The sequence below is a fragment of the Synechococcus sp. N32 genome (genome assembly GCF_900473895.1).
Classification (GTDB): domain Bacteria; phylum Cyanobacteriota; class Cyanobacteriia; order PCC-6307; family Cyanobiaceae; genus Parasynechococcus.
Genome location: NZ_UCND01000015.1, coordinates 142,458 through 163,742 on the forward strand (window position 1 = coordinate 142,458; position 21,285 = coordinate 163,742).

At 60.0% G+C, this 21,285-nt stretch carries 31 protein-coding genes, 1 tRNA gene and 1 pseudogene; 14 read left to right on the forward strand and 19 right to left on the reverse strand.

Features of this window, described 5'->3' with window-relative positions:
* Position 1: 1 nt before the first annotated feature.
* The 4 genes from DXY35_RS09180 to DXY35_RS09195 form a co-directional block, all read right to left on the reverse strand.
* A complete protein-coding gene (locus DXY35_RS09180; RefSeq protein ID WP_115082051.1) occupies positions 2-937 on the reverse strand; it encodes a cytochrome c oxidase subunit II in 936 nt (311 codons plus the stop codon).
* The gene (locus tag DXY35_RS09185) at positions 934-1,554 is read right to left on the reverse strand and encodes a DUF2231 domain-containing protein (RefSeq protein WP_115082052.1); all 621 of its coding nucleotides are present in this window, start codon (positions 1,552-1,554) and stop codon (positions 934-936) included. Before DXY35_RS09185 ends, DXY35_RS09180 begins: the two co-directional genes overlap by 4 nt.
* Entirely contained in the window at positions 1,551-2,051 is a 501-nt protein-coding gene (locus DXY35_RS09190) for a DUF2231 domain-containing protein (RefSeq protein ID WP_115082463.1), read from the reverse strand. The genes DXY35_RS09185 and DXY35_RS09190 overlap by 4 nt, the downstream gene beginning before the upstream one ends.
* A gap of 111 nt (positions 2,052-2,162) precedes the next feature.
* The gene (locus DXY35_RS09195; RefSeq protein ID WP_115082053.1) at positions 2,163-3,248 is read right to left on the reverse strand and encodes a calcium/sodium antiporter; all 1,086 of its coding nucleotides are present in this window, start codon (positions 3,246-3,248) and stop codon (positions 2,163-2,165) included.
* 81 nt (positions 3,249-3,329) lie between these two features.
* On the opposite strand from DXY35_RS09195, the gene DXY35_RS09200 reads away from it, so the two are divergent.
* From DXY35_RS09200 to DXY35_RS09210, 3 genes are read left to right on the forward strand one after another with little or no spacing between them, the layout of a single operon-like run.
* A complete protein-coding gene (locus DXY35_RS09200; RefSeq protein WP_115082054.1) occupies positions 3,330-4,979 on the forward strand; it encodes a SulP family inorganic anion transporter in 1,650 nt (549 codons plus the stop codon).
* Positions 4,972-6,018 (forward strand): dihydroorotase, encoded by a 1,047-nt coding sequence (gene pyrC, locus DXY35_RS09205; RefSeq protein WP_115082055.1) that lies wholly within the window; start codon positions 4,972-4,974, stop codon positions 6,016-6,018. Before DXY35_RS09200 ends, pyrC begins: the two co-directional genes overlap by 8 nt.
* Positions 5,993-6,295 carry a thioredoxin family protein gene (locus DXY35_RS09210; protein WP_025362365.1) on the forward strand — a complete coding sequence of 101 codons (303 nt, stop codon included), beginning with the start codon at positions 5,993-5,995 and terminating at the stop codon, positions 6,293-6,295. The genes pyrC and DXY35_RS09210 overlap by 26 nt, the downstream gene beginning before the upstream one ends.
* A 7-nt stretch (positions 6,296-6,302) precedes the next feature.
* Here DXY35_RS09210 and DXY35_RS09215 read toward each other — a convergent pair.
* Positions 6,303-6,391, reverse strand: a tRNA-Leu gene (locus DXY35_RS09215).
* A 39-nt stretch (positions 6,392-6,430) separates the two neighbouring features.
* Between DXY35_RS09215 and DXY35_RS09220 the strand changes: the two genes are divergently transcribed.
* From DXY35_RS09220 to trpA, 3 genes are read left to right on the forward strand one after another with little or no spacing between them, the layout of a single operon-like run.
* Positions 6,431-6,682: an NAD(P)H-quinone oxidoreductase subunit L gene (locus tag DXY35_RS09220; protein WP_115008824.1), complete on the forward strand. Its 252-nt coding sequence runs from the start codon at positions 6,431-6,433 to the stop codon at positions 6,680-6,682.
* Position 6,683: 1 nt separating this feature from the next.
* The gene (locus DXY35_RS09225) at positions 6,684-7,040 is read left to right on the forward strand and encodes a DUF3007 family protein (protein WP_115082056.1); all 357 of its coding nucleotides are present in this window, start codon (positions 6,684-6,686) and stop codon (positions 7,038-7,040) included.
* Positions 7,041-7,074: 34 nt separating this feature from the next.
* Positions 7,075-7,890: a tryptophan synthase subunit alpha gene (gene trpA, locus DXY35_RS09230; protein ID WP_115082057.1), complete on the forward strand. Its 816-nt coding sequence runs from the start codon at positions 7,075-7,077 to the stop codon at positions 7,888-7,890.
* Between the two features lie 71 nt (positions 7,891-7,961).
* Here trpA and DXY35_RS09235 read toward each other — a convergent pair whose 3' ends face one another.
* Complete coding sequence (locus tag DXY35_RS09235; RefSeq protein WP_115082058.1) at positions 7,962-8,333, reverse strand: AbrB family transcriptional regulator; 372 nt, start codon at positions 8,331-8,333, stop codon at positions 7,962-7,964.
* A gap of 98 nt (positions 8,334-8,431) precedes the next feature.
* On the opposite strand from DXY35_RS09235, the gene DXY35_RS09240 reads away from it, so the two are divergent.
* The gene (locus DXY35_RS09240; protein WP_115082059.1) at positions 8,432-8,701 is read left to right on the forward strand and encodes a YciI family protein; all 270 of its coding nucleotides are present in this window, start codon (positions 8,432-8,434) and stop codon (positions 8,699-8,701) included.
* On the opposite strand, the gene DXY35_RS09245 is transcribed toward DXY35_RS09240, so the two are convergent.
* Together DXY35_RS09245 and DXY35_RS09250 are read right to left on the reverse strand one after the other, a co-directional pair.
* A complete protein-coding gene (locus DXY35_RS09245) occupies positions 8,677-9,033 on the reverse strand; it encodes a c-type cytochrome (RefSeq protein WP_115082060.1) in 357 nt (118 codons plus the stop codon). The genes DXY35_RS09240 and DXY35_RS09245 overlap by 25 nt on opposite strands.
* Before the next feature lie 19 nt (positions 9,034-9,052).
* Complete coding sequence (locus DXY35_RS09250; RefSeq protein WP_115082464.1) at positions 9,053-9,286, reverse strand: DUF3136 domain-containing protein; 234 nt, start codon at positions 9,284-9,286, stop codon at positions 9,053-9,055.
* Between the two features lie 90 nt (positions 9,287-9,376).
* Here DXY35_RS09250 and DXY35_RS09255 point away from each other — a divergent pair, with 90 nt between their 5' ends.
* Positions 9,377-9,898 (forward strand): Nif11 domain/cupin domain-containing protein, encoded by a 522-nt coding sequence (locus DXY35_RS09255; RefSeq protein WP_115082061.1) that lies wholly within the window; start codon positions 9,377-9,379, stop codon positions 9,896-9,898.
* Between the two features lie 483 nt (positions 9,899-10,381).
* Here DXY35_RS09255 and DXY35_RS09260 read toward each other — a convergent pair whose 3' ends face one another.
* From DXY35_RS09260 to DXY35_RS09280, 5 genes and pseudogenes are all read right to left on the reverse strand, one after another.
* Entirely contained in the window at positions 10,382-10,876 is a 495-nt protein-coding gene (locus tag DXY35_RS09260; protein WP_115082062.1) for a phosphate-starvation-inducible PsiE family protein, read from the reverse strand.
* A 5-nt stretch (positions 10,877-10,881) separates the two neighbouring features.
* Positions 10,882-11,124, reverse strand: coding sequence for a hypothetical protein (locus tag DXY35_RS09265; protein ID WP_244273063.1), 243 nt, complete (start codon positions 11,122-11,124; stop codon positions 10,882-10,884).
* A 40-nt stretch (positions 11,125-11,164) separates the two neighbouring features.
* Positions 11,165-11,485, reverse strand: a complete 321-nt coding sequence (locus DXY35_RS09270) for a hypothetical protein (RefSeq protein ID WP_115082063.1) — start codon at positions 11,483-11,485, stop codon at positions 11,165-11,167.
* A 24-nt stretch (positions 11,486-11,509) separates the two neighbouring features.
* Positions 11,510-11,875 carry a YkvA family protein gene (locus DXY35_RS09275; protein WP_115008832.1) on the reverse strand — a complete coding sequence of 122 codons (366 nt, stop codon included), beginning with the start codon at positions 11,873-11,875 and terminating at the stop codon, positions 11,510-11,512.
* A 68-nt stretch (positions 11,876-11,943) separates the two neighbouring features.
* Positions 11,944-12,869: pseudogene (locus tag DXY35_RS09280) on the reverse strand (sigma-70 family RNA polymerase sigma factor).
* A gap of 180 nt (positions 12,870-13,049) precedes the next feature.
* Between DXY35_RS09280 and DXY35_RS09285 the strand changes: the two are divergent.
* From DXY35_RS09285 to DXY35_RS09295, 3 genes are read left to right on the forward strand one after another with little or no spacing between them, the layout of a single operon-like run.
* A complete protein-coding gene (locus DXY35_RS09285) occupies positions 13,050-13,541 on the forward strand; it encodes a DUF2214 family protein (RefSeq protein ID WP_011363983.1) in 492 nt (163 codons plus the stop codon).
* The gene (locus DXY35_RS09290; protein WP_115082064.1) at positions 13,541-14,206 is read left to right on the forward strand and encodes a peptidase; all 666 of its coding nucleotides are present in this window, start codon (positions 13,541-13,543) and stop codon (positions 14,204-14,206) included. Before DXY35_RS09285 ends, DXY35_RS09290 begins: the two co-directional genes overlap by 1 nt.
* Before the next feature lie 46 nt (positions 14,207-14,252).
* On the forward strand, positions 14,253-14,909 hold the full coding sequence (locus DXY35_RS09295; protein WP_115082065.1) for a L,D-transpeptidase: 657 nt from the start codon (positions 14,253-14,255) through the stop codon (positions 14,907-14,909).
* On the opposite strand, the gene hisIE is transcribed toward DXY35_RS09295, so the two are convergent.
* A complete protein-coding gene (hisIE, locus tag DXY35_RS09300; RefSeq protein ID WP_115082066.1) occupies positions 14,906-15,574 on the reverse strand; it encodes a bifunctional phosphoribosyl-AMP cyclohydrolase/phosphoribosyl-ATP diphosphatase HisIE in 669 nt (222 codons plus the stop codon). The two genes, DXY35_RS09295 and hisIE, sit on opposite strands and share 4 nt — an antisense overlap.
* A 67-nt stretch (positions 15,575-15,641) precedes the next feature.
* Between hisIE and DXY35_RS09305 the strand changes: the two genes are divergently transcribed.
* Positions 15,642-16,118 carry a 6-carboxytetrahydropterin synthase gene (locus tag DXY35_RS09305; protein WP_115082067.1) on the forward strand — a complete coding sequence of 159 codons (477 nt, stop codon included), beginning with the start codon at positions 15,642-15,644 and terminating at the stop codon, positions 16,116-16,118.
* Here the strand turns inward: DXY35_RS09305 and clpB are convergent.
* Positions 16,104-18,692, reverse strand: coding sequence for an ATP-dependent chaperone ClpB (gene clpB, locus DXY35_RS09310; protein WP_115082068.1), 2,589 nt, complete (start codon positions 18,690-18,692; stop codon positions 16,104-16,106). The two genes, DXY35_RS09305 and clpB, sit on opposite strands and share 15 nt — an antisense overlap.
* 143 nt (positions 18,693-18,835) lie before the next feature.
* On the opposite strand from clpB, the gene DXY35_RS09315 reads away from it, so the two are divergent.
* Together DXY35_RS09315 and DXY35_RS09320 are read left to right on the forward strand one after the other, a co-directional pair.
* The gene (locus tag DXY35_RS09315; protein ID WP_115082069.1) at positions 18,836-19,036 is read left to right on the forward strand and encodes a hypothetical protein; all 201 of its coding nucleotides are present in this window, start codon (positions 18,836-18,838) and stop codon (positions 19,034-19,036) included.
* A gap of 324 nt (positions 19,037-19,360) precedes the next feature.
* Positions 19,361-19,831, forward strand: coding sequence for a glycine zipper 2TM domain-containing protein (locus DXY35_RS09320; protein ID WP_115082070.1), 471 nt, complete (start codon positions 19,361-19,363; stop codon positions 19,829-19,831).
* 110 nt (positions 19,832-19,941) lie between these two features.
* Here the strand turns inward: DXY35_RS09320 and DXY35_RS09325 are convergent, their stop codons facing one another.
* The 4 genes from DXY35_RS09325 to DXY35_RS09340 are packed head-to-tail and all read right to left on the reverse strand — an operon-like array spanning position 19,942 to position 21,266.
* Positions 19,942-20,220, reverse strand: a complete 279-nt coding sequence (locus DXY35_RS09325) for a hypothetical protein (RefSeq protein ID WP_244273065.1) — start codon at positions 20,218-20,220, stop codon at positions 19,942-19,944.
* 19 nt (positions 20,221-20,239) lie between these two features.
* A complete protein-coding gene (locus DXY35_RS09330; protein ID WP_115082071.1) occupies positions 20,240-20,635 on the reverse strand; it encodes a hypothetical protein in 396 nt (131 codons plus the stop codon).
* A complete protein-coding gene (locus tag DXY35_RS09335) occupies positions 20,635-20,892 on the reverse strand; it encodes a Nif11-like leader peptide family natural product precursor (protein WP_170950578.1) in 258 nt (85 codons plus the stop codon). The genes DXY35_RS09330 and DXY35_RS09335 overlap by 1 nt, the downstream gene beginning before the upstream one ends.
* Complete coding sequence (locus DXY35_RS09340; protein ID WP_115082073.1) at positions 20,889-21,266, reverse strand: c-type cytochrome; 378 nt, start codon at positions 21,264-21,266, stop codon at positions 20,889-20,891. Before DXY35_RS09340 ends, DXY35_RS09335 begins: the two co-directional genes overlap by 4 nt.
* Between the last annotated feature and the right edge of the window lie 19 nt (positions 21,267-21,285).

Consider the following 21,285-nt stretch of genomic DNA (forward strand, 5'->3'; position numbering starts at 1 on the left):
CTCAGGCGTCGTGCGGGATGGAGGGATCTCCGGGGTCGTTCACCATCGGGGCGGGAGCCGGTGGCACCGTGGCCCAGCCTTTGTCACCACGGGCGATGCGGCGGTCGTAAAGCGTGCGGCCGGGGTCGAGGCCGGGTTGCAGGGCTTGCTTGGCCGAACGCTTCAGCCAATCGGAGTAGGCCTGCTCCGATTCGACGATCACGTTCGATTGATTCACCGACATGTAGGCGCCACTGAACATGGCGTCGCGCAGGCGGAAGCGTCCCTCTCGGGTGGGCGTGAGGCTGTAGGAGATCAAGCTGCCGGGAACGATGTCCTGCTTCAGCCGGAAGGCCGGCACATAGAAGCTGTGAATCACGTCCTCGGATTGCAGCTGAAGGTTGACCCTTTGATCGATGGGGAGGTGCAGTTCTGAACTGCGAACGCCATTGGGATATCTGAATTCCCAGCTCCATTGCCGTGCAATCACCTGGATGGGTCCCACCTGCGCCATGGGATCGGCCGAGAGCAGTGCGCTGGTGTCGGCACCGATGGCGTACTTCTGCTTCGGCCCCAGGGCGTTCAGGGTGTCATTCACCTTCATGGACGTGAAGGCGATGGCGAACACCAGCAGCAGTGGGATCACGGTCCAGATGATCTCCAATTTGGTGTTGCCCTCAATCGGTGCTCCGTCGCTTTCGTCGTATTTGCCGGCCCGGTTGAACAGCAGCACCCAGCCCATCACGCCGGTGCAGCCGAAGAAGATGAAGGAGCCGATGCCGGTTTCCAGGGCGAACAGATCGTCGACGTACGCCGCTGCGCTGGAGGCCTGCGGCGGGAACCAGCTGTAGGACCACGTCGCTATCGCCTTGGCGATCACCAGGTTGATGGCTACCGCGATGCCAATGATCACGATGGCGCCGAGGTTCGGGCCGCTCTTGGGGGCTGTGCTGGTCATGGCAAGGCCTCCTGCAGATCGGCACCAGCGGCCAGCAACTGGTCTGCGGTGATGTGCACGCCGAAGTCGCTGGCCAGCCAGGCGCCCAGGCTTCCGTGCAGCCCCATCACCAGCAGCATGCCGATGCCGCAGAGCAGATACAGCCAGCTCACTTGACGGCCCAGGTCCTTGCGCCAGACAAAGCGTTGGTAACCACGCCAGATGGTCATGGCCACGATCACCAGCAGAATCGCGACGCCACCGATGGCATGCCAGAGCATCGTGTCGATGGCGGTCTGGCCGAGAATGCTGCGGATGCCTGGCAACGGCACCGCCAGCAGCATTTCGTAGAACCCCGCGGCCACGGTGAAAAAGCTGATGCCGCTGCAGGCGACGAGGTTGTACCAGCCCACGTCGTGGAAGCCGCTGCGGGTGACCGGCAGGGCCAAGTAGCGGAACACCCGTTTCTCCAGCGGGTAGAACGCACCGGCCACGTCGAAGGCGATGGCGATCGCAAACAGTCCGATGGTCAGGTGCACCAGGTTGGGGTGCAGTGGAATCGCGTAGGGAAGGTTGTTGGCGCCGAGGGAGTCGGCGATGTCGTTGATCGGCGATGCGATCGCGGCGAAGTGGGTCACGACACCACCCCCTGACGGATGGCTTCCACCACGGGGACCGTGTGTAGTCCGTAAACCCAGACCAGCTTGTCGCCGAGATACACCTGCGTGATCACAAGCCCCGCCAGCACCACATCAAGGGCCAGAAAGCCCCTGGGCAAGTTCGCCGGATCCTTTTGCCGGGCGACATAGCGCCAGCCCGTGAGCAGGGCCAGCACACCAGCCAGGGACCAACCGATGGTGCTGTGAATGTTGAGAATGTCCCGCGAGGCGCCGTAGGGATTGGCGAGACCGGCCTCCACCTGGCCGAAGATGATCGCCACAAAGATCGCAACGGTGGCGACGATCAGGTTCCAGAAGCTGACTTCAAACAGGTTCTTTTTTCTGCTGACAACACCAATCACGTCGAACACCACCGTGATCAGCGCCATGGCGATCACGAAGTGAACGACGATCGGATGGATGACGTCGAGCCAGGGCAGATTTTTGTCGTTGAGCGGTGGAAGCAGCTCAAGCATCGGCAAGCCGATCGACACCCACCAAGGATGACCAAGGTGGATCTAACGGTCATCACCGGATGTGCAATTACAACTCCATTCGTCTCATCACGGGCTGCAGCCGCGATGCCGCTAGGTCTTGGTGCGCCAGAACACCAATGCCTGGGTCATGATCACGATCATCACCACTGGCAGCACAAAACAGAGCATCAACAGCCGGAATTCGTCTGACCAACTGGCGAGGCTTGTTCTGGGAAGAACGTTGTCAACGATGTAGAGGATGTACAAACCAAGCAGCAATCCACCCTCCAGTCGGCTGATCCGTCCGCGCGTCCAGAAGATCGGCAGGCAAGCCAGGCTGGTGAGCAACATCACGGGCAGGTCGTCTTGAATCAACTCGGGGCTGACGTCCAGGCCGCGGCCAGCGGCAGCCAAGGCGCCCCCGCCCAGTACCAGCAGCAGGTTCAACAGGCAGCTGCCCACCACGTTGCCGATCGCCAGATCGGTGCGCCCGCGCAGGGCGGCCACCAGGGAGGTGATCAATTCCGGCATCGACGTTCCAGCAGAAACGATCGTCAGACCGATCACCGCTTCACTCACCCCTAAATAGGTGGCGGCAGCTGTGGCGCCGCTCACCAGCACCCGTGATCCGATGGTGAGGATGGCGATGCCTGCGATCAGTCGCAGGACGGCCAGAGTCCAACCGCCGCTCGCTGCGTCCTCTTCGATCTCGGGTTCAGCGCTGCCGCTGTCGTCCGGTTCTTCACGGGCGGTGCGGATCTCCCAGACGGTGTTGATCACAAGCCCCAACAGCAAGGCCAGGCCCGCTTGCCAGGTGACCCGTCCTGCGGAGGCCATGCCCCAGACCGCCGCCGAGATGGCAATCATCAGAGGCACATCTCGCCTTACCAGGCGGCTTTCAACCCGCAAGGGCAGCACAAGGGCGCTGCTGCCCAGCACCACCATCACGTTGAAGATGTTGCTGCCCACCACATTGCTCACGGCAAGGGCATCAGCTCCCTGCAGCACCGAACTCAGGCTCACGAACAGTTCCGGGGCGCTGGTGCCCAGCGACACCACCGTGAGGCCGATCACGAGCTGGGGAATCCCGAAGATCACCGCCATGGCGACGGACCCCTGAACGAACAGTTCCCCGCCACCGAACAGCAGTCCGATGCCCAGCAGCACTTGGATCGAGGCCTGCAGAAATTCAGGCATGGGGCGAGCTCAGCTGTACGGGGATTCTGCTTTGAAGCGAATCAACCTAAGGTCACTCACCTGGGTAATAGATAAGAAACCTTGTTGAACCGGATCAGCACCAGCAACCTCCGGGGTGATGCCTTTGGTGGCGTGACCGCCGCGGTGATTGCTCTGCCGATGGCCCTGGCTTTCGGGGTCGCCGCAACGGGTGACCCTGCCCCTGGGCTTTGGGGCGCCGTGATCATCGGCTTGGTGGCGTCTCTCTTCGGCGGAACGCCCACCTTGATCTCCGAACCCACCGGTCCCATGACCGTGGTGTTCACCTCCGTGATCCTGAGCTTCACCGCCACAGCTCCGGACAAGGAAACGGCCATGGCCATGGCCTTCACCGTGGTCATCCTGGCGGGTCTGTTTCAGATCCTTTTTGGTGTGTTCCGTCTGGGTCGATACGTCACCCAGATGCCATACACCGTGATCTCTGGCTTCATGTCGGGGATTGGAGCCATCCTGGTGATTCTCCAGCTGCCCGCTTTCCTGGGGCAGACCGCATCGGGCGGGGTGATGGGAACCCTGTCCAACCTGCCGGGTTTGATTGCCGGAATTCAGCCGATGGAGCTGGCGCTGGCGTTGATCACCGTTGCGATCCTCTGGTTCACCCCAGCCAGCGTGAAGCGTTTCTGCCCACCGCAGCTGCTCGCTCTGGTGCTGGGAACGGTGCTGTCGATGACCCTGTTCCACGACGCCGGTCTCAAGACCATTCCGCCGTTCAATGCTGAGCTCCCCAGCCTGCATGTGCCCACCTTTTCGGGCGGACAGCTGCGTTTGATGTTCGTGGATGCCGCAGTGCTGGGCATGCTCGGCTGCATCGATGCGCTGCTCACCTCCGTTGTGGCTGACAGCCTCACCCGCACGGAGCACAACTCCAACAAGGAATTGGTGGGTCAGGGACTGGCCAACATCGCGTCGGGCGTCTTTGGCGGACTGCCTGGGGCGGGAGCCACGATGGGTACCGTGGTGAACATTCAGGCCGGCGGACGCTCAGCCCTGTCGGGCATTGTCCGCGCGCTGATTCTGATGGTGGTCGTTCTGGCTGCCGCGCCCCTTGCGTCCACGATTCCCCTCGCTGTGCTGGCTGGCATCGCCCTGAAGGTGGGCATCGACATCATTGATTGGGATTTCCTCCAACGGGCCCACCACCTCTCGGTGAAAGCTGCGGTGATCACCTACGGCGTGATTGCGCTCACGGTGCTGGTGGATCTCATCACTGCAGTGGGCATCGGAGTTTTCGTGGCCAACGTGCTCACCATTGATCGGATGAGCGCGTTGCAGTCCAGAAAAGTGAAAACGATCAGCACCGCCGATGACGATGTGGAGCTGACCGATGAAGAGCAGGTTTTGCTGGATCAGGCCTCCGGCAAGGTTCTGTTGTTCCAGCTCGCCGGGCCGATGATCTTCGGCGTGGCCAAGGCCATCTCGCGTGAGCACAACGCCATCGGCAATTGTCAGGCGGTGGTCTTCGACCTCTCCGAGGTGTCCCACCTGGGGGTCACCGCTGCGATCGCCCTCGAGAATGCCGTCAAGGAAGCGATTGAAGAGAGTCGTCAGGTGTTCCTGGTCGGTGCAACGGGCAGCACGGAGAAGCGCCTGCAGAAGCTGAAGTTGTTGGATCGGCTCCCCCAAAGCCACATCACTGGTGATCGCCTGGATGCCTTGCGCCTTGCCGTGAACGGTTTGCAGCTGAATGTCTGATCAGATCTCGATCATCGCCCCAGATGATTGGCACGTGCATCTCCGCGATGGGGAGATGCTGAACCACGTTGTGGCCCATACCGCCCGCCGTTTTCAGCGGGCCATCGTGATGCCCAACCTGCGTCCCCCGGTGACCACGGTGGCTGCTGCACGGGCATACCGCGACCGTATTCAGGCGGCGTGCCCCGCTGATCTGGAGTTCACGCCCCTCATGACGGCGTACCTCACGGATTCGATCGCTCCTACTGAGTTGGAGACTGGATTTCGAGAAGGCGTTTTTGCTGCCGCCAAGCTTTATCCCGCCAACGCCACCACCAATTCCGCCGCAGGGGTGACGGATCTGCTGCAGATCGATCCTGTGCTGGAAACGATGGCCCGGATCGGTATGCCCTTGCTGATCCATGGTGAAGTCACGGACAGCGAGATCGATATCTTCGACCGAGAGGCGGTGTTCATCGAACGCCATCTGGCACCACTGCGGGACCGCCATCCCGAGCTGCGGGTTGTGTTCGAGCACATCACCACCGAGCAAGCGGTGCAGTACGTCAGCTCAGCGGATCGTCATCTCGCCGCCACCATCACCCCCCACCATCTGCACATCAACCGCAACGCGATGTTCGCCGGCGGGTTGCGGAGTGATTTTTATTGCCTCCCCGTGGCCAAGCGGGAATGTCACCGTCAGGCCCTGCGCCGGGCGGCCACCAGCGGTGACCCACGCTTCTTTCTCGGCACCGACACGGCACCGCACGAACGGGCATCCAAGGAAAGTGCCTGCGGATGCGCCGGCATCTTCAATGCGCCCTTCGCCCTGGAGAGTTACGCCCAGGTTTTTGATGAGGAGGGCGCCCTGATGCATCTCGAAGCCTTCACCAGCCTGAATGGGCCGGCCTTTTACAACCGGCCAGCCAACACGCGTCGCATCACGTTGCAACGTCGTGACCAACTTGTGCCGGAACTTGTGGATGGACTGGTTCCTTTCCATGCTGGAGAGATCCTGTCCTGGGCCGTTGCCGATGCACCTGATCAAGTTCAGCTCTGAAGACTGCGGCACCTGTCACCGCATGAGTCACTACGACGGCAAGGTGGCCGAGGAACTCGGCTGCAGCTTCATCTCCGTGATGCTGCAGGACACCGAGATGTATCGGAAATACCGGAAGATCCTGCTCAAGCAGTACCCCAACAAGGAGGGAATGGGCTGGCCCACCTACCTGCTGGTGAACGATCCCGATGGAGATTTTTCGATCGAAGGAGAACTGAAGGGCGGCATGCCCAAGGGAGATTTCCGCACCAAGCTGGCTGAGTTGCTGCCGTCTTGAGCTCAGGTGGTGGGGGCAGGGGGACTTGAACCCCCACAGGCCTTTCGGCCCAAGCGATTTTAAGTCGCGTGCGTCTACCGATTCCGCCATGCCCCCGCCCGGACATCTTAGATTTCCCCCAGCTGTCCTCAGGCTTTGGACCTTTCGTCCCTGCTTTCTCAAGTCCCACAGGACACGTTGTTGGTTCTGTTGGCCTACACCGTTCTGGGCGGCCTGTATCTCGTTGTGGTTCCCCTCGCCCTGTATGCGTGGATGAACCAGCGTTGGCATCGCATGGGCAAGCTGGAGCGTCTGGGGATCTATGGCCTGGTCTTCCTCTTTTTCCCGGGGATGATTCTGTTCGCCCCCTTCCTCAATTTCCGGCTGAGCGGGCAAGGAGACGTCTGACTTGACGCGTGGAAAGGTTCTTCTGATCGGACTTGCAGTCCTCCTGCTGGGCGGGCTTGGGCAAGTCGGCTTTCAGGCTGCAGGCTTTGAGGGGTTTTCGGCAGGAATTGCTGCGGAGGCCCTGCTGGTTGTGATTGTGGTGGTGTGGACGAGCTCTTACCTGTTCCGTGTGGTCACCGGCCAGATGACCTACATGGATCAGCGGCGTCGCTACCGCGAGGTGTACGACAAACAGGAAGCTGAAGCGCTTCAAGCCCGTTTTGATGCTCTCCCCGAGGAGGAGCAACAGGCGCTGTTGCGCAAGATTGGAGCGGATGCCTCGGTTCCGACGGACGGCGATGACCCCGTCGACTCATAGGCTTCCGAAGTTTGTTCCTGGTCGGTTGACCGAGATGCCCAATCAGCAGTCCTCTTCCATCGCCCAGCGCTTTGAGCAGCTGAAGCAGGACGGTCGCCTCGCCTTGATGCCATTCCTCATGGCTGGCGATCCGGATCTCTCTGTCACCGCTGATGTGCTGCTGAGTCTGCAAAGGGCAGGGGCCGACATGGTGGAACTGGGGATGCCCTACAGCGACCCTCTCGCTGATGGGCCGGTCATTCAGGCTGCTGCGTCCCGTGCTCTTGCTGCCGGAACCACGCCAACGGGCGTGCTGGACATGCTGCGCTCGTTGAAAGGCCAGCTGCAGATTCCCGTGATCCTGTTCACGTATTCCAATCCACTGCTCAATGTGGGGATGGAGGTGTTTTGCCAGTCCGCAGCGGAGGCTGGTGCGGCGGGTTTGGTGGTCCCTGATCTACCCCTTGAGGAAGCGGAGCGGCTGTCGACAATCGCAGAGCGTCATGGCTTGGATTTGGTGCTCTTGGTTGCACCCACCACTCCCCAAGATCGGATGGGTCGGATTGCCACATGCAGCCGAGGTTTTACCTACCTGGTGAGTGTCACCGGTGTCACCGGTGAGCGAGCTCAGATGGAAAGCAGGGTTGAAGGTTTGGTGCAGCAACTCAAACAAACCTCACCGGTTCCTGTTGCGGTTGGTTTTGGGATCTCCGGTGCCGAGCAGGTGCGTCAGGTTCGGGGTTGGGGTGCCGATGGAGCAATTGTGGGCAGTGCACTTGTGAAACGGATGGCGGCAGCATCGCCTGGGGACATTGCTCAGGAAGCTGGTCGTTTTTGCGCTGAGTTGCGTGCCGCTGCCGATCAGTCCTAGGGGCTGCCATCCCGCTCAAGCCATCAAAAACCCCGGCATTGCCCGGGGTTGCACTGCTTTTTAATGTTGAATCACTCGTCGTCTTCGTCGGTGGCACCCACCGGTGTCAGACGAATCTGTTTGCGACCAAGTTTGATTTCAAATTCATCTCCAGGTTTCAGGTCGAGCAGCGCTGTATAGGCCTTGCCGATGAGAAGATTGCCGTTGCCTTGCACAGTGGCCACATAGCTGAGTTTGCGGCCGCCTTTACCCACGCCGCCAACTCCACCCACGCCAAGACTGACGCCTTTGGCCTCCAGCAGTGCTTCATAAAAAGTGGTGAAATTCAGACGTTCACCACCATCTTTTTTCGTGGAGACATAGCCACAAGCACGAACAAGGTCAGACTTGCTGATGTCACCCAGGTCTTTGACTTTATTGAGAAGTCCGCTCCCAGTGAGCATCGCTTTCGAGAGATATCAACCTTCACAACATAGCCATGGTTCAAGCGGCTATGCCATCATTTTCTACTGAAAAGTTCGCTGTTATTTCATCCTTCGCTATGGCACGTTTCGTTTTGTGGGGCACTTACTGCGCGGATGCTCTTGAGAAGCGTGCTCCCTATCGGGATGAGCACCTTGCTCGTCTCCAAAGTCTGAAAGAGCAGGGAACGCTGGTCACGCTCGGACCCACCGAGGGAAGCACCCATGTTTTCGGGATCTTCGAGGCCGACAGCATCGACGTCGTCCGCAAGCTGGTTGAGGACGACATCTATTGGAAGCAGGGAATCTGGACGGCGCTCGAGGTTTATCCCTGGATCCAGGCGTTCTGAGCCTGCATGAGCACCCATTCAGCCACGAGCTGATCTCCATCGCTTCCGAGAACGTCGGCGTAACCACTCATCTGGCCTCGCCCTTCCCGGGCGATAGCTGCGATGGCGTCCACCGTTGCGATCTGATCACGCTCGAGGGTCTTCAACTTCAGGTTTTTTCCCCGGCGAATGATGTTGCCGCCGTTGATGTGGCATCCCGCGCAGTGCTGTTCGAACAACAGGGCGCCGGGGCTGGCGTCAGGCCCGGCAGCCAGCGAAGCCCCGGCTGAACCAAAGCTCAGCAGCAGAACAAGAAACGCACCAATGCAGTAGCGCAGGAGGTCGCTCAGCACAGGGATGGTGTGGCTTGGGTCAGTCTGCTTGAGCAGGTGATCCCTCCTTCTGGAACCGCTGGATCAGTTCATCGGGAGAGCGGTAATCCTTCGGAAGCGAGGTGTGCAGTCTGTTGAGGTAGTCCCAGCAGACCGTCCGGCGAATGGCGTTAAGGTCGCGTCCATCAGCCACAAGGCGACGTAGGGCATGGCAGTAGGTCGAGAATCCAGCCTCCAGATCTCCGATCGTGAGTGCCTTGGTTGCAGACGGCATGAAACAGAAGGTCAGCATCTTCTGACTTTTGCGTCGATCCCCTGATTGGTCTGTTGTCAGGATCACTGTTGGAGCTGTGCGGTGGTCCCCATGGCGGAACAGGATCTGATCCGTTTTCTCAACAAGATCTCCCAACTTCAGGCCCTTGCGGAGCGTGTGCAGAACGACCCCAGCAGCCGCGAAAAGCTCGCGGCTTGTGCGGACCACAACCAGGTTGTTCAGCTGGCCCGATCCTGGGGGTTCGACATCGGTCGGCGCTGGGGTGAGCGTGACCATCGGCCGGGGGGAGAGGCCAACCTGCTGGCGACCCCCTGCCCTCCTCCGGGTGCGGAATCAACTCAGGTGTTGGCGTCTGCAGAAACATGGAGACTGCTGTTGATCGCATCGAACGGCTTTAGCTCCCCCCAAGACGAATGGATGGATCAGTGCGATCACGAATGGGTGCTTGTGTTGCGGGGGAGTGCCTGTGTTGCGCTGCAGAACCCCGATCGGATTGTGGATCTCAGTCCAGGCGATCACCTACTGCTTTCGCCCCATCAACGCCACCGAGTGGAGCGCACCGATCCCGCTCCAGGAACCCTGTGGCTGGCCTTGCACTGGGATGCTGCTTAAGCCCGGCGAGGCACGCCACTTCCACGATGGGTCGTGCAGCCCCCAAAAGGCAATGAGCACGACAGCTGATTGCCGTTGGTCGCGTTGCTGACGAGAGTGAGTGCATCGAGATCGGAGGAGCCCATGACGGCCGACACTCCACCTGAGCAAATCCCAGAAGCAGACTGACTTTCTGACCCCTGCTCCAACAGTTTCCACCCATTCGTAAGCGATTCGTCTGGCGCGACAACGAAGAGCGTCAAGCCAGTCGACTCCCCTCTGCATCGTCCGTAGGTGCCCCGCAGGAGAGCCGCTTCACACCTGGACCCGATGGCCCCAGGGTGCCTTGAGCCAGACGCTTCGACCTTCCTGTCTCAGTTCCATTGCTGGAGGAGTTTTTCCAAGGCATCAGACACTGAAGTTGAGGTCGATTGCCATGCGCAAACGAGCCAGTTAGGCCGTCTTTCCATCGGGAAGGGCGGCCTTCCTTTTGTTCGTTAAAGCTCAGTCCTGGAAATCAAGCTTGTTGGCTGATCCTCCGCGGCCCAGTCGGCTGCGGGAGGGAGTGGCGTTCGCACGCTTCACCAACCAGTAAGCCGCTGAAAGTGAGACGACTGCGATCCCGAGGCCCACCAGCAGCTGGGGTTTGTTTTCAGCACCGGAGGGCAGCACGATCACCTTTCGAGCCACAGCCGTCAGCGCGGTGACCAGAACCAGTTCGATCTGCACCACGTGGCGTCTCAGGTAACTGGTGATGTTTTGCAGCACCTCCAGCGCGATCAACACGGTGAGCAGATCGCCAAGGATCTTGATCAGGTCATCGCCCAACCATGTCGCCGCTGACCCAGTCAGCAATTTGGAGCCCAAGGAAACAATCAGCTGGATGATGGCGGCGCTGATCACCACGGCCGTGATCAGGGTGAGCAGTCGGGCGACCTCGCGCTCACCTGCATCAACGAAACCGAGAAAACTTCTCTTGGAACGCGTGGGTTCACTCACGGGCTTCAGTCGTTGAAGGGGTTGTAGTAGGGGCGAGCCTTGGTGTCGCTGGCTGGGTTGACCACCTTGGTGTCGCAGGTGACGGAGCCGTCCTCTGCCTTGATGCAATCGGCTTCAATCTTGCTGTCTTTGCCCGTGGCGCTACCCGGTCCCCGCAGCCATCCCTCGGTTTGCGCATGGGCCGAGGCGGCGCCCAACACCGACATCATCAACAGAACGGAGGCGCTGAGGAGGTGATTTCGCGTCATCGGGGCGATGTCTGAGCCACCACTTTGCCCGTGTCGGCCGTTAATCGGTGCAGTCGTCTCGAATTTCCTGCAAAAGCAGATCAAGTTGCCCGAACGGATCGTCGTCGGCCGTTGCCACACCGGCAGGTTGGCTGGAAGGCTGGCCATGCCATTCGGCTTCAACGCTGCAGAGCCGATCAGCCAGTCCAGCCAGACCACGCATGTTGTGTTCGCGCTCCAGCACTTCAAGCAGGGCAGGCATTCGGGTCGACACAGCGCGCAGGTTTCGACGCAGGTCGGCCTGGGTGCGCCCTTGCTGCTTCAACCAGTCCTTCAGCAGCAGAGTGAGTTCCGCTTCAAATTCAGGGGTCCAGCCAGACATTGATCAGCGATTCAGTTCAGCGATTCAGTGCGCCAGGGGAAACCAGCGATCGAGTTTGCGGCGAGCTCGCATCCGGATGGCCGGAGTCACGTGATTGCTCCACAGACCCACCATGGCCGTAAGCGCCACCAGATCATCACTGAAACCGGCCACCGGCAGCAGGTCTGGAATCAGGTCGGCGGGCATCAGCAGATAACTCAGGGCGGCGAGCATCGTCAGCCGCGCGGCTGAGGGGGTCCCGGGGTCAAGCATCAACTCCAGGGCTTCCAGGGCTGGGGCGGCAAGACCTCTACCGGCCCGTTGCAACAGGCGCCGCAGCAGGTTTTCGTCGATCACCTCCCGTTCAAGCACGTCGGCTTCAACGGTGGTTCGCGCAGCCTGGTCAGTCATGCGGAGGGAACCGGTTTGATCCACTTTCCCCAGTTCCTCTGCAAGACGCCAGCGGGGCGGGCCGATCTTCAGGGTGTGGATTCCACGAGTCCGCTTTGAATGCCCGTCTTGCGCAGTTTGCGCAGGGCCCGCTGCACCACCTGACGGCAATACTCCCGTGAACAGTTCATGTGGCGAGCCACCTCTGCGAGGGTGCGCCATTCGTTGGTGCCATCCAGCCCAAAGCGCAGGGTCACAACGGTGTGTTCTTTCGGGGTGAGATTGGCTTTGGCCAGCAAAGACCACACCGACGCGGTGCGTTCAGCGATCTCGGCCCGTTCCAGGGGAGGGAGCTCCTCGCTTGGCAGCACATCCACCAGCTCGGAGGGATCCGATTTCGATTTCACAACCCCCTGCAGGCTCACGGTGACGCTGCGCAGTTCACAGGCCAGCAGATCTTCCACCTCAGCGATGGGGATCTCCATGAACTCCGCCAGCTGCTCTCCGCTGGGGCTGAGGCCATTGCGCTGCATCAAACGTGCCTTGGCAGCCCGCAATTTGGTGAGCTTTTCGTTCACATTCACGGGAATGCGAATCGTGCGGCTCTGGGTGGAGAGCGCTCGATTCAGCCCCTGCCGAATCCACCAGTAGGCATAGGTGGAGAAACGATGGCCTCGGGTGGGGTCGTATTTCTCGACGGCACGGGTAAGGCCAAGGGTGCCCTCCTGAATCAGATCGAGAAGATCCAGCCCTTGCCCTGATAACGCTTGGCCAGATTGACGACAAGACGAAGGTTGGACGTAATCATCTGATTCTTGGCCCGTTCGCCACGGCGAATCACACCTTTTTCTTCATCGCTGTACTCACAGGCTGGGCCACTCCCGCCAGCCAGATGACAGCGTTCTGTGATGGCGACCATCGCCTGAACCTTCCTCCCCATCATGAGTTCCTGCTCTGGAGTGAGCAGTTGATGGCGACCAATTTCGCCGAGAAAAGCACTCAGAGAACTCGTCATCATGACGATACGGCTGAATTGAACCTAGAACCAAAGTGTTTTTTTCTGGCGGTCATAATAAAGACTCCCGAATTAATACTTTGTGCGCTATTTCACTCTTTCTTCCTGTTACTGAAGTGAATCTTTCATTGTTAATTCAATTGGGTGGCTAAGGTCGCCGCACCTTCCGCCGCCACGACCATGCCCCTGGCCGTCGCTCTCACGTCCGACATCGCCAAAAACGCTGGCGTTGCCTACGTTCACTACCTCAGCTTCATGCTCTGTTTTGGCGCTCTGGTGCTGGAGCGGAAGCTGATCAAAGCGGATCCGAATCGCCAGGAGGCCACGGCGATGGTGATCACCGACATCGTTTATGGCATCGCTGCCCTGGCACTTCTGGTCAGTGGGATCCTGCGGGTGATCCACTTCGGCCAGGGGGCTGAGTTCTACACCCAGAATCCCTTGTTCTGGTGGAAGGTTGGTCTGTACCTCTCCGTGGGAGGCCTGTCGCTGTACCCCACGATCACCTACATCCTCTGGGCGATTCCCCTGCGCAAGGGTGAGCTGCCGAAGGTGAGCGAAGCCCTGGCCAAGCGTCTGGCCTGGATCATCAACATTGAACTGGTCGGCTTCGCCAGCATTCCGTTGATGGCCACCCTGATGGCCCGCGGTGTGGGTCTTCCCGCCGCCTGATGCAGCCCGAGCTCTGTCCTCCGCAACAGCAGGTTCGAATCCTGCAGGTGGCTTTGGAACGCCAGCCTCCAGGCCAAAGGCCGGGCTATGCCTCCTCCATCGCCACCACCTCCCTGGGCCCTCCGGTGTTGAAGCACTGGTGCGTGTGGGTTCAGCCCGCCGCCGCCACGCCGGCCAACCGCTGGGACCAACGTTGGTTTGATCAAGTGTCATCGGCGCTGACCACCTGGGGTGCACTGGTTCCGCTCACGCTGGTGGACAATCCGGACCAGGCCAACGTGTTGATTCATCGGCAGCGTCCGGCCCGCCGGCAGGTTGCTGGGGTGTGGCGCGCCAGCAACGGACGCACACAGCTTCAGGTTGTGGACGTGCAGCGCCAGGGCCGCCGAAGGCTTGAACCCCTGGTGAAGGTGATGGTGTCACCAGGGCTGCGAGCGGAAGCACTGCAGGCCACCGCTCTGCATGAGCTGGGCCACGCCTTTGGCCTTTGGGGCCACAGTCCTGTTCCCACTGATGTTCTGGCGATCAGCCAGGGCGAGCGTCCGGTGTTGGTGCCATCGCAGCGGGATCGCCTCACGCTGGCGTGGGTCATGCAGCAATCCACCCGTTTCGGTTCAACGCTTCGAAAGCCCATCGAACCGGCCGAATCTGAATCACTTGAGTGACGTCACCATTCGGGCGCGGCATGCTGCCGGCAGTCGTGGTTGATCGATGCACCTGATCCGTTCTCTGGCGCTGGCTGGTCTGCTGCTGAGTCTGGTGGGTTGTCGTTCCAACAACAGCCTGCCCCAGCAGGACCCACAGGTTCGAGCACCGATTCGGATTCAGCTGGACGGCAGCAATCCAGCCGCCAGCGAAGGTGTGTTGGATCGTGCTGAGGGGCCGTTGCGTTTCACCGTTGGCCATGGTCGCCATGGCATTGCCTGTGAAGGCACCACCTTTGAAGAGGGCGTCACTCCGCTTGGAACCTTTCAGGTCAACGCCATCCTCAGCAACGACCGCTTCGAGATGGATCCGGCACTGGTGGAGCAATCCGGCAAATCAGAAGAGGAGCTGCGCGAGAGCCTCTTCACCAACATGAACTCCATCGACTTCAAAGGTGATGGGGAAACCGGGGAATACGGCATCGGTTACATCAGCCTGGCTCCTGTGCCTGCCACAGAGCAGCCCTTCCGTTTCAACACCTACGACGGCGTCTTTCGCTGGTACAGCTTCGCCATTCACGGCACCAATGACGAGTCCCGGATCGGCAAGGCGGTGACTGGCGGTTGCATCAATGCCGGAAAGCTCACCATGGGGGTGTTGTTGGACACCGTGGAGCTTGGCGATGAAGTGGTGATCAGCAGCGACAGCCCCTGTCTGCCTTAGTGTCGGCGCGGGGCACCCCGTCGTGCGGCCAGCACTTCCTGCACCTGCCGCCAGCTCACGCCGTGATGGGCCAGGGCCACCTGCATGTGGAAGATGATGTCGGCCGCTTCGCCGGCGATCTCGGCGGCGTTGTCGTCTTTGCAGGCCATCACGAATTCAGCACTCTCCTCGCCGATTTTTTTGAGGATGCTGTTGTCTCCCCCTGCCAGCAGCTTGTTGGTGTAGCTGCCTTCCTCCGGCTGCTCGCGTCGCCCTTCGATCACCCGGAATAGTTCGGTGCAGGCATCCGTTGGTGGCGCTAAAGCCTCGGCTCCACCTTTGGTTCGTGCATCGCTGTTTTCATAGAAACAGCTGCGGGAGCCGGTGTGGCAGGCCACATCCCCAGCCTGCTCCACGATCACCAGCAGCACGTCGGCATCACAGTCGTAGCGGATCTCCCGCATGGTCTGGACGTGACCACTAGTGCCCCCCTTGTGCCAAAGCTCCTGGCGTGAGCGGCTCCAGTAATGCACCTCACCGCTGCGCAGGGTGGCTTCGATGGCCTCCCGGTTCATCCAGGCCACCATCAGCACCGCCCCGTCCAGCCAGTCCTGGGCCACAGCTGGAATCAGCCCCGCTTCGTTAAAACGGAGTTGGTCAATGAAGGCGGGGCTGAGGGGCTGCATCAGGCCTCGGACATTCGGGCAACGCCTGAATCTTCCCGCAGCGTGCTCCATTCCGCGTTTTCGCCCCTTGCTCGTTTCTCCGACCCCCTACAGCTGCAGCAAAGCCTTCAGCGGCTATCCCTGCTGTCACCGTCAGTGGCGCCACCAGGGCCATTGCCGCTTCGTGCATGGGTACAGCCGCAGTTTCAACCTCTGGTTCGCCGCAACGGAGCTGGATGCCTGCGGGTTTGTTGTTGATTTCTCCAGCCTTCGCCCCTTCGAAGAACGCCTGAGGCAGCAGTTCGACCACACCTTTCTGGTCAATGCCGACGATCCACTGCTGGCGGAATGGCAGCGGTTGCATGACCTCCAGGCCATTGATCTCCGCGTGATGGAGAACGTGGGCATGGAGGCAACGGCGGCCTTGATCTGGACTTGGGCCAATGAGCTGCTGCGGGAGCGGGACGGCGGTCGCACCTGTTGCTTTGGCGTGGAGGCGCGGGAGAACAGCCGCAATGCCGCCACCTACAGCGCTGTTCCCGCCTGGTTTTCAGCGCAGGGCTAACGCGTCCGCTTCCAGCTCCACGCTGATCGCCTGCCCTTCGCTGTAACGACCCGCCAGGATCGCTTTGGCAATGGGTGTCTCCAGTTCCCGCTGCACAGCGCGTTTCAGCGGTCGTGCCCCATAGACGGGGTCGTATCCAGCATTGGCAAGCCAGTCGGCGGCCCCATCGCTCAGGCTGAGCTCCAGCTTGCGCTCAGCCAGCCGCTGGCGCAGACGTTCCACCTGAAGGGTGACGATCTGGCGCAGTTCCTCCCGCCTGAGGCTGTGGAAGATGATCTGATCGTCGAGGCGATTGAGGAATTCCGGCCGGAAATGGGCCCGGAGAGCGTCATTCACCCGGCTTTCCATCGCTCCATGCTGCTCGGGATCGCCGGCCAGCTCAAGGATCGACTGGCTGCCGATGTTGCTGGTGAGAATCAGCACGGTGTTGGTGAAGTCCACGGTGCGGCCCTGCCCATCGGTGACACGGCCGTCATCGAGGATCTGCAGCATCACGTTGAACACATCCGGGTGGGCTTTCTCCACCTCGTCGAACAGGATCACGGCGTAGGGCCGACGACGCACCGCTTCGGTGAGCTGGCCACCGGCCTCATAGCCCACGTAGCCGGGAGGTGCCCCGATCAAACGGCTCACGGTGTGCTTCTCCATGTACTCCGACATGTCGATGCGAACCATGGCGTCATCGCTGTCGAACAGCCTGTTGGCGAGGGCTTTGGAGAGTTCCGTCTTGCCCACACCCGTAGGGCCGAGGAAAAGGAAGCTGGCGATGGGGCGGTTCGGATCGCTCAGCCCCGCCCTGGACCGTTGAATCGCATCGGCGACGGCGGTGACGGCCTGGTGCTGGCCGATCACCCGCTGATGCAGGTCATCCTCCAGCTGCAGCAGCTTCTCCATTTCGCTCTGCACCAGCCGCGCCACAGGGATTCCGGTCCACTTGGCGATCACCTCGGCGATGTCGTCTTCACTCACCTCCTCCCGCAGCAAGCCTTTCTCGCCAGGCTCCTCTGAGGCGATCTGGGCTTCCTGTTCGAGCAACTGCTTCTGCAGCGAGGCCAGGGTGCCGTATTCCAGTTCCGCTGCTTTGTTCAGGTCGTAGCTGCGTTTGGCCTGTTCCACCTGCAGCTGCACCCGTTCGATCTCTTCCTTGAGCGACGACAGCTCATCGATCGCTCCTTTCTCCTGCTGCCACTGGGCATTCAGGGAACTTTGCTGTTCGCCCAGTTCCGCCAGTTCCCGTTCAATCCGTTGCAAGCGTTCCTGGCTGGCGCTGTCGGATTCACGGCCGAGGGAGAGCTTCTCCATCTCCAGCTGCAGGATCTTGCGATCGATTTCATCGATCTCCTCCGGTTTGGAGGTGATCTCCATCTTGAGGCGGGCGGCCGACTCATCCACCAGATCGATGGCCTTGTCGGGCAGGAAGCGGTCGGCGATGTAGCGGCTGCTCAACACAGCAGCAGCCACCAGGGCACTGTCGGCAATGCGCACACCGTGATGCACCTCATAGCGCTCCTTCAGGCCCCTCAGGATTGAAATCGTGTCTTCCACGCTGGGTTGATCCACCAGCACCTGCTGGAAGCGACGCTCCAAGGCGGGGTCCTTTTCGATGTGCTGGCGGTGCTCGTCGAGGGTGGTGGCGCCAATGCAGCGCAGTTCCCCCCGAGCCAGCATCGGCTTGAGCAGATTGCTGGCATCCATGGCTCCACCGGTGGCGCCAGCGCCCACCACCGTGTGGATTTCATCGATAAACAGCACGATCTGGCCTTCCGAGGCGGTGACCTCCTTGAGAACAGCTTTGAGCCGTTCCTCGAACTCACCGCGGTATTTCGCACCGGCGATCAGGGCTCCCATGTCGAGGGCGATGAGCTGACGGTTCTGCAAGGCCTGGGGCACATCGCCATTCACGATGCGCTGCGCCAATCCCTCAACAATGGCGGTCTTGCCGACCCCGGGTTCGCCGATCAGCACGGGGTTGTTTTTGGTGCGCCGGCTGAGGATCTGGATGGTGCGCCGGATCTCCTCGTCGCGACCGATCACCGGGTCCAGCTTTCCGTCACGGGCGGCGGCCGTCAGGTCCCGTCCGTACTTCTCAAGCGATTCATAGGTCCCTTCCGGGTTTTGATCGGTCACCGTCTGGTTGCCTCGCACGGCTGTAATGGCTTCTTTGAGTTTGCTGGTGTCAACGCCCGCTTGGCTGAGCAGTTGTCTGCCGCAGCGTTCATCGTCGGCAATGGCCAGCAACAGATGTTCGATGGCGATGTAGCTGTCACTGAAACCATCGCGGGCTGTTTCGGCGCGATCCAGGCAGCTGTTGAGGGAGCGTCCCAGAAACACCGATTCCGATGGAGAGCCAAGACTGGGCTGCTGCCTGAGATGGCTGTCGACGGCCGCCTGGAAATTGCCGACGTCGACCCCTGCTTTGCTGAGAATGCGTCCAGCCAGACCGTTCTGCTGCAACAGCGCAAGCAGCAGATGCTCCGTTTCAAGTTGCTGATGCCTGGCGCTCTGCGCCAGTTGCTGGGCGGCGACGATGGCGGCCCAGGCTTGTTCGGTGAACTGTTCCGCCGTGGGTTGCATCTCGGATGCGTTTCAACTGGGTTCACCGTATGGGGCTTGTTCCGTTTTCAGTGGGGGCAAACCGAAGCCTTTGGATCGGTCCCCACACCAGGGAGCGGCAAACCGGGGTGTCTTTTTAGAGTTTGCCGAACCCTTGGATGCCAATGCCTGATCAGCCGCTGGTGGACTCACTCGTGCAGCAGGGCCTGGCGCTCGCAGCAACGGCTGGCGGTGAGCTGGAACGCAGCTGTTGGATGGTGGTGCATGAGCACCACCATGGTGTGAAACCCACGGAGTACGACATCCGGGAAATCGACGAGGATCTCTATCTCGCGGTACTGCAAGCAGCAAAAGCGTCGTCCTAGGCACTTTGCTGCTGCGATGGCAGTCGTCCGCGTTTTAAAGGTCTTCGAGGATGGATTGCACAAGTTCAAGATTGATTCATCACGTCCCTGGTTTGGGGATCGAGGCATGTTCAAAGATCCCTCAATCGGGGGATGAAAATGAGGGAATTTGCCACGAATCTATTGAGTGATCTGGTTTCAGTTGACGTGATCTGCCAGCACTCAAACTTGAAGAAATTGGTTTTCATGTTGGCTGGACACATTCTGTCGCACCTCAGACATGCCAAGACATGTTTGCAGTGGAAAGCCGTTGTACGATGATTAAATGCATGTGATGTTGGATTAATGAAAAAAGTCTTGCTTGCTTTTCTTGCGGGGAATCTGTTCATCCCCTTGTTGCAACAGCCAGCTCTCGCTCACAAGAGTTATTCACGCGCAAAAACTTGCTACAAGAATGAATATGTTGAGAAATACCACCCTGGTACGCGTGAAAACCCTGGTTACGTGAGCAGTCGTGAGGTCAGGGTTGAACGACCATGTCCCAAGAACATGCATTTTCATGGGAAGAAGAGTCATAAGCATCGGGAGGGATATGTCGCCCATGACCATCATTCTCATTCCACAACTGATGCACGTCCTGTTGTTGTGAAACCTGGCAAGGAAGACAACAACTCTTGTTTGGAAGGAACGTTGGCCGGTGGTGTTCTGGGTGGTGCTTTGGGAGGTGCTCTTGCGAAAAAGGACAATTGGATATGGTCGATTCCTGCTGGCGCAGTTGGTGGTGCCCTGGTTGGTTGCCAAGTTGATGGGGGCTGATCTTCGCTTTTCGGCTCAATTGGGGGCGCTTTAAATGTTGTTCTGGATGGATTTTTCCCATGTGAACAACACGACGATCAAATCATCTTCGGATCGAAGTTGGTGTCTGATCAGCCGTTGAGCAGCTCCCGTAGAAGTGCGCGGTGAGAGTTTTCGGCTTCGATGCTCTCCCGCATCTCTTTGGGGAGGCGGGCCTCAAGGATGTCCTGTTTTTTCATTTCCGTGGCATAGCGGCTGCTGAACGCGCTGAAGCGATCGAGATACGACGTTGCGGCCTCTGGGGTGAAGGCAATCACCTCCAGGGCGTGTTTGAAGTGGAGGTAGGACACGGTCCACTCCACCAACTCGTCAAAACTCTGCAGGCCAAGCGGGTTCTCAGGAAGTGTCATCGCTGCATCGCCCATGGCTTCAACCAAAACCCTTGGCCTTGGCCTGGGTCGTCAGGTCCTTCAACCGGCCGTTGAGCAGAACATCCCGTTCACGGTCTGCTCCCACATGGGGGGCGATCTCCACCCCAGCGCTCCGCATCTCCTGCAGTGCCGCTGCTTCCTCAGCTGAGCCCGTTTCACTGCCGAGGTAGCGCTCCACGGCGGCAGCCCCTGGGGCGTCCGCGGCGAAATACACCGTTCCCGGACCTCGCCGCTTGATGGTTTGCTGTCGCTGCCGGCGGCGCTGCTGCACGCTCGCCCAGAGTCGGCCTTGATTGGCGGTCATGAAGGCGTTCAGATCGGCGGCATCGGTGTCTTCCGCCAGGGCCATGCTGGTGCCGTCGATGAAATCACTGAGCAGGGTGACAACGGCCATCAGGTCTTTGGTGATTGCGGGGGTGTTGATTGGGAGGGTGTTGATTGAAAAGAGCGCTGGATCCGGCTGGTTTCGAACCAGCTGGTGATGGCTGATTCGCGGGCGTCGTCGCAGAGATCCCGCTGAATTACATTGAAGCCGTGGCGGCGTGCCAGGGCCAACAGTTGATCGTCATCACGGCATTGGGCTGCATCACGCCGCAAGCCCTGGTGGTGCTCCACAGCCCGCAGAAAATCCCGAAGAGCTTCCCGACTCATCGCCTGGACCAGCCAAATTCGGCCCGTTGTTCAACGTAGGTAGCCACCGCCATGATCTCTTCTTCACTTAGTTTGTCGGCATAGCTGGGCATGGCATTCAGCCCATCCTCGATCTCATGCTCCAGGGCCTCCAGCGGGGAGCTGGAGTAGGCCTCCACATGGTCGTTCAAGTCGCTGATCTTCAGCGTTCGGTTGGCGCGGATCACATTGCCGCCACCCATGTGACAGGCCGCACAGTTGCTGTTGAAAATCTGCTCACCTCGCTCCAAGGCGGAGCTTTCCATCGTGTCGATCGCTATTGCCGGAGCAGACAGCAGACCTGTTGCGCCAACGATCAACAGCAACGTCAGGATCAGGCCTGATAAGCGTGCCATCGCAACCCCCCTCAATGCC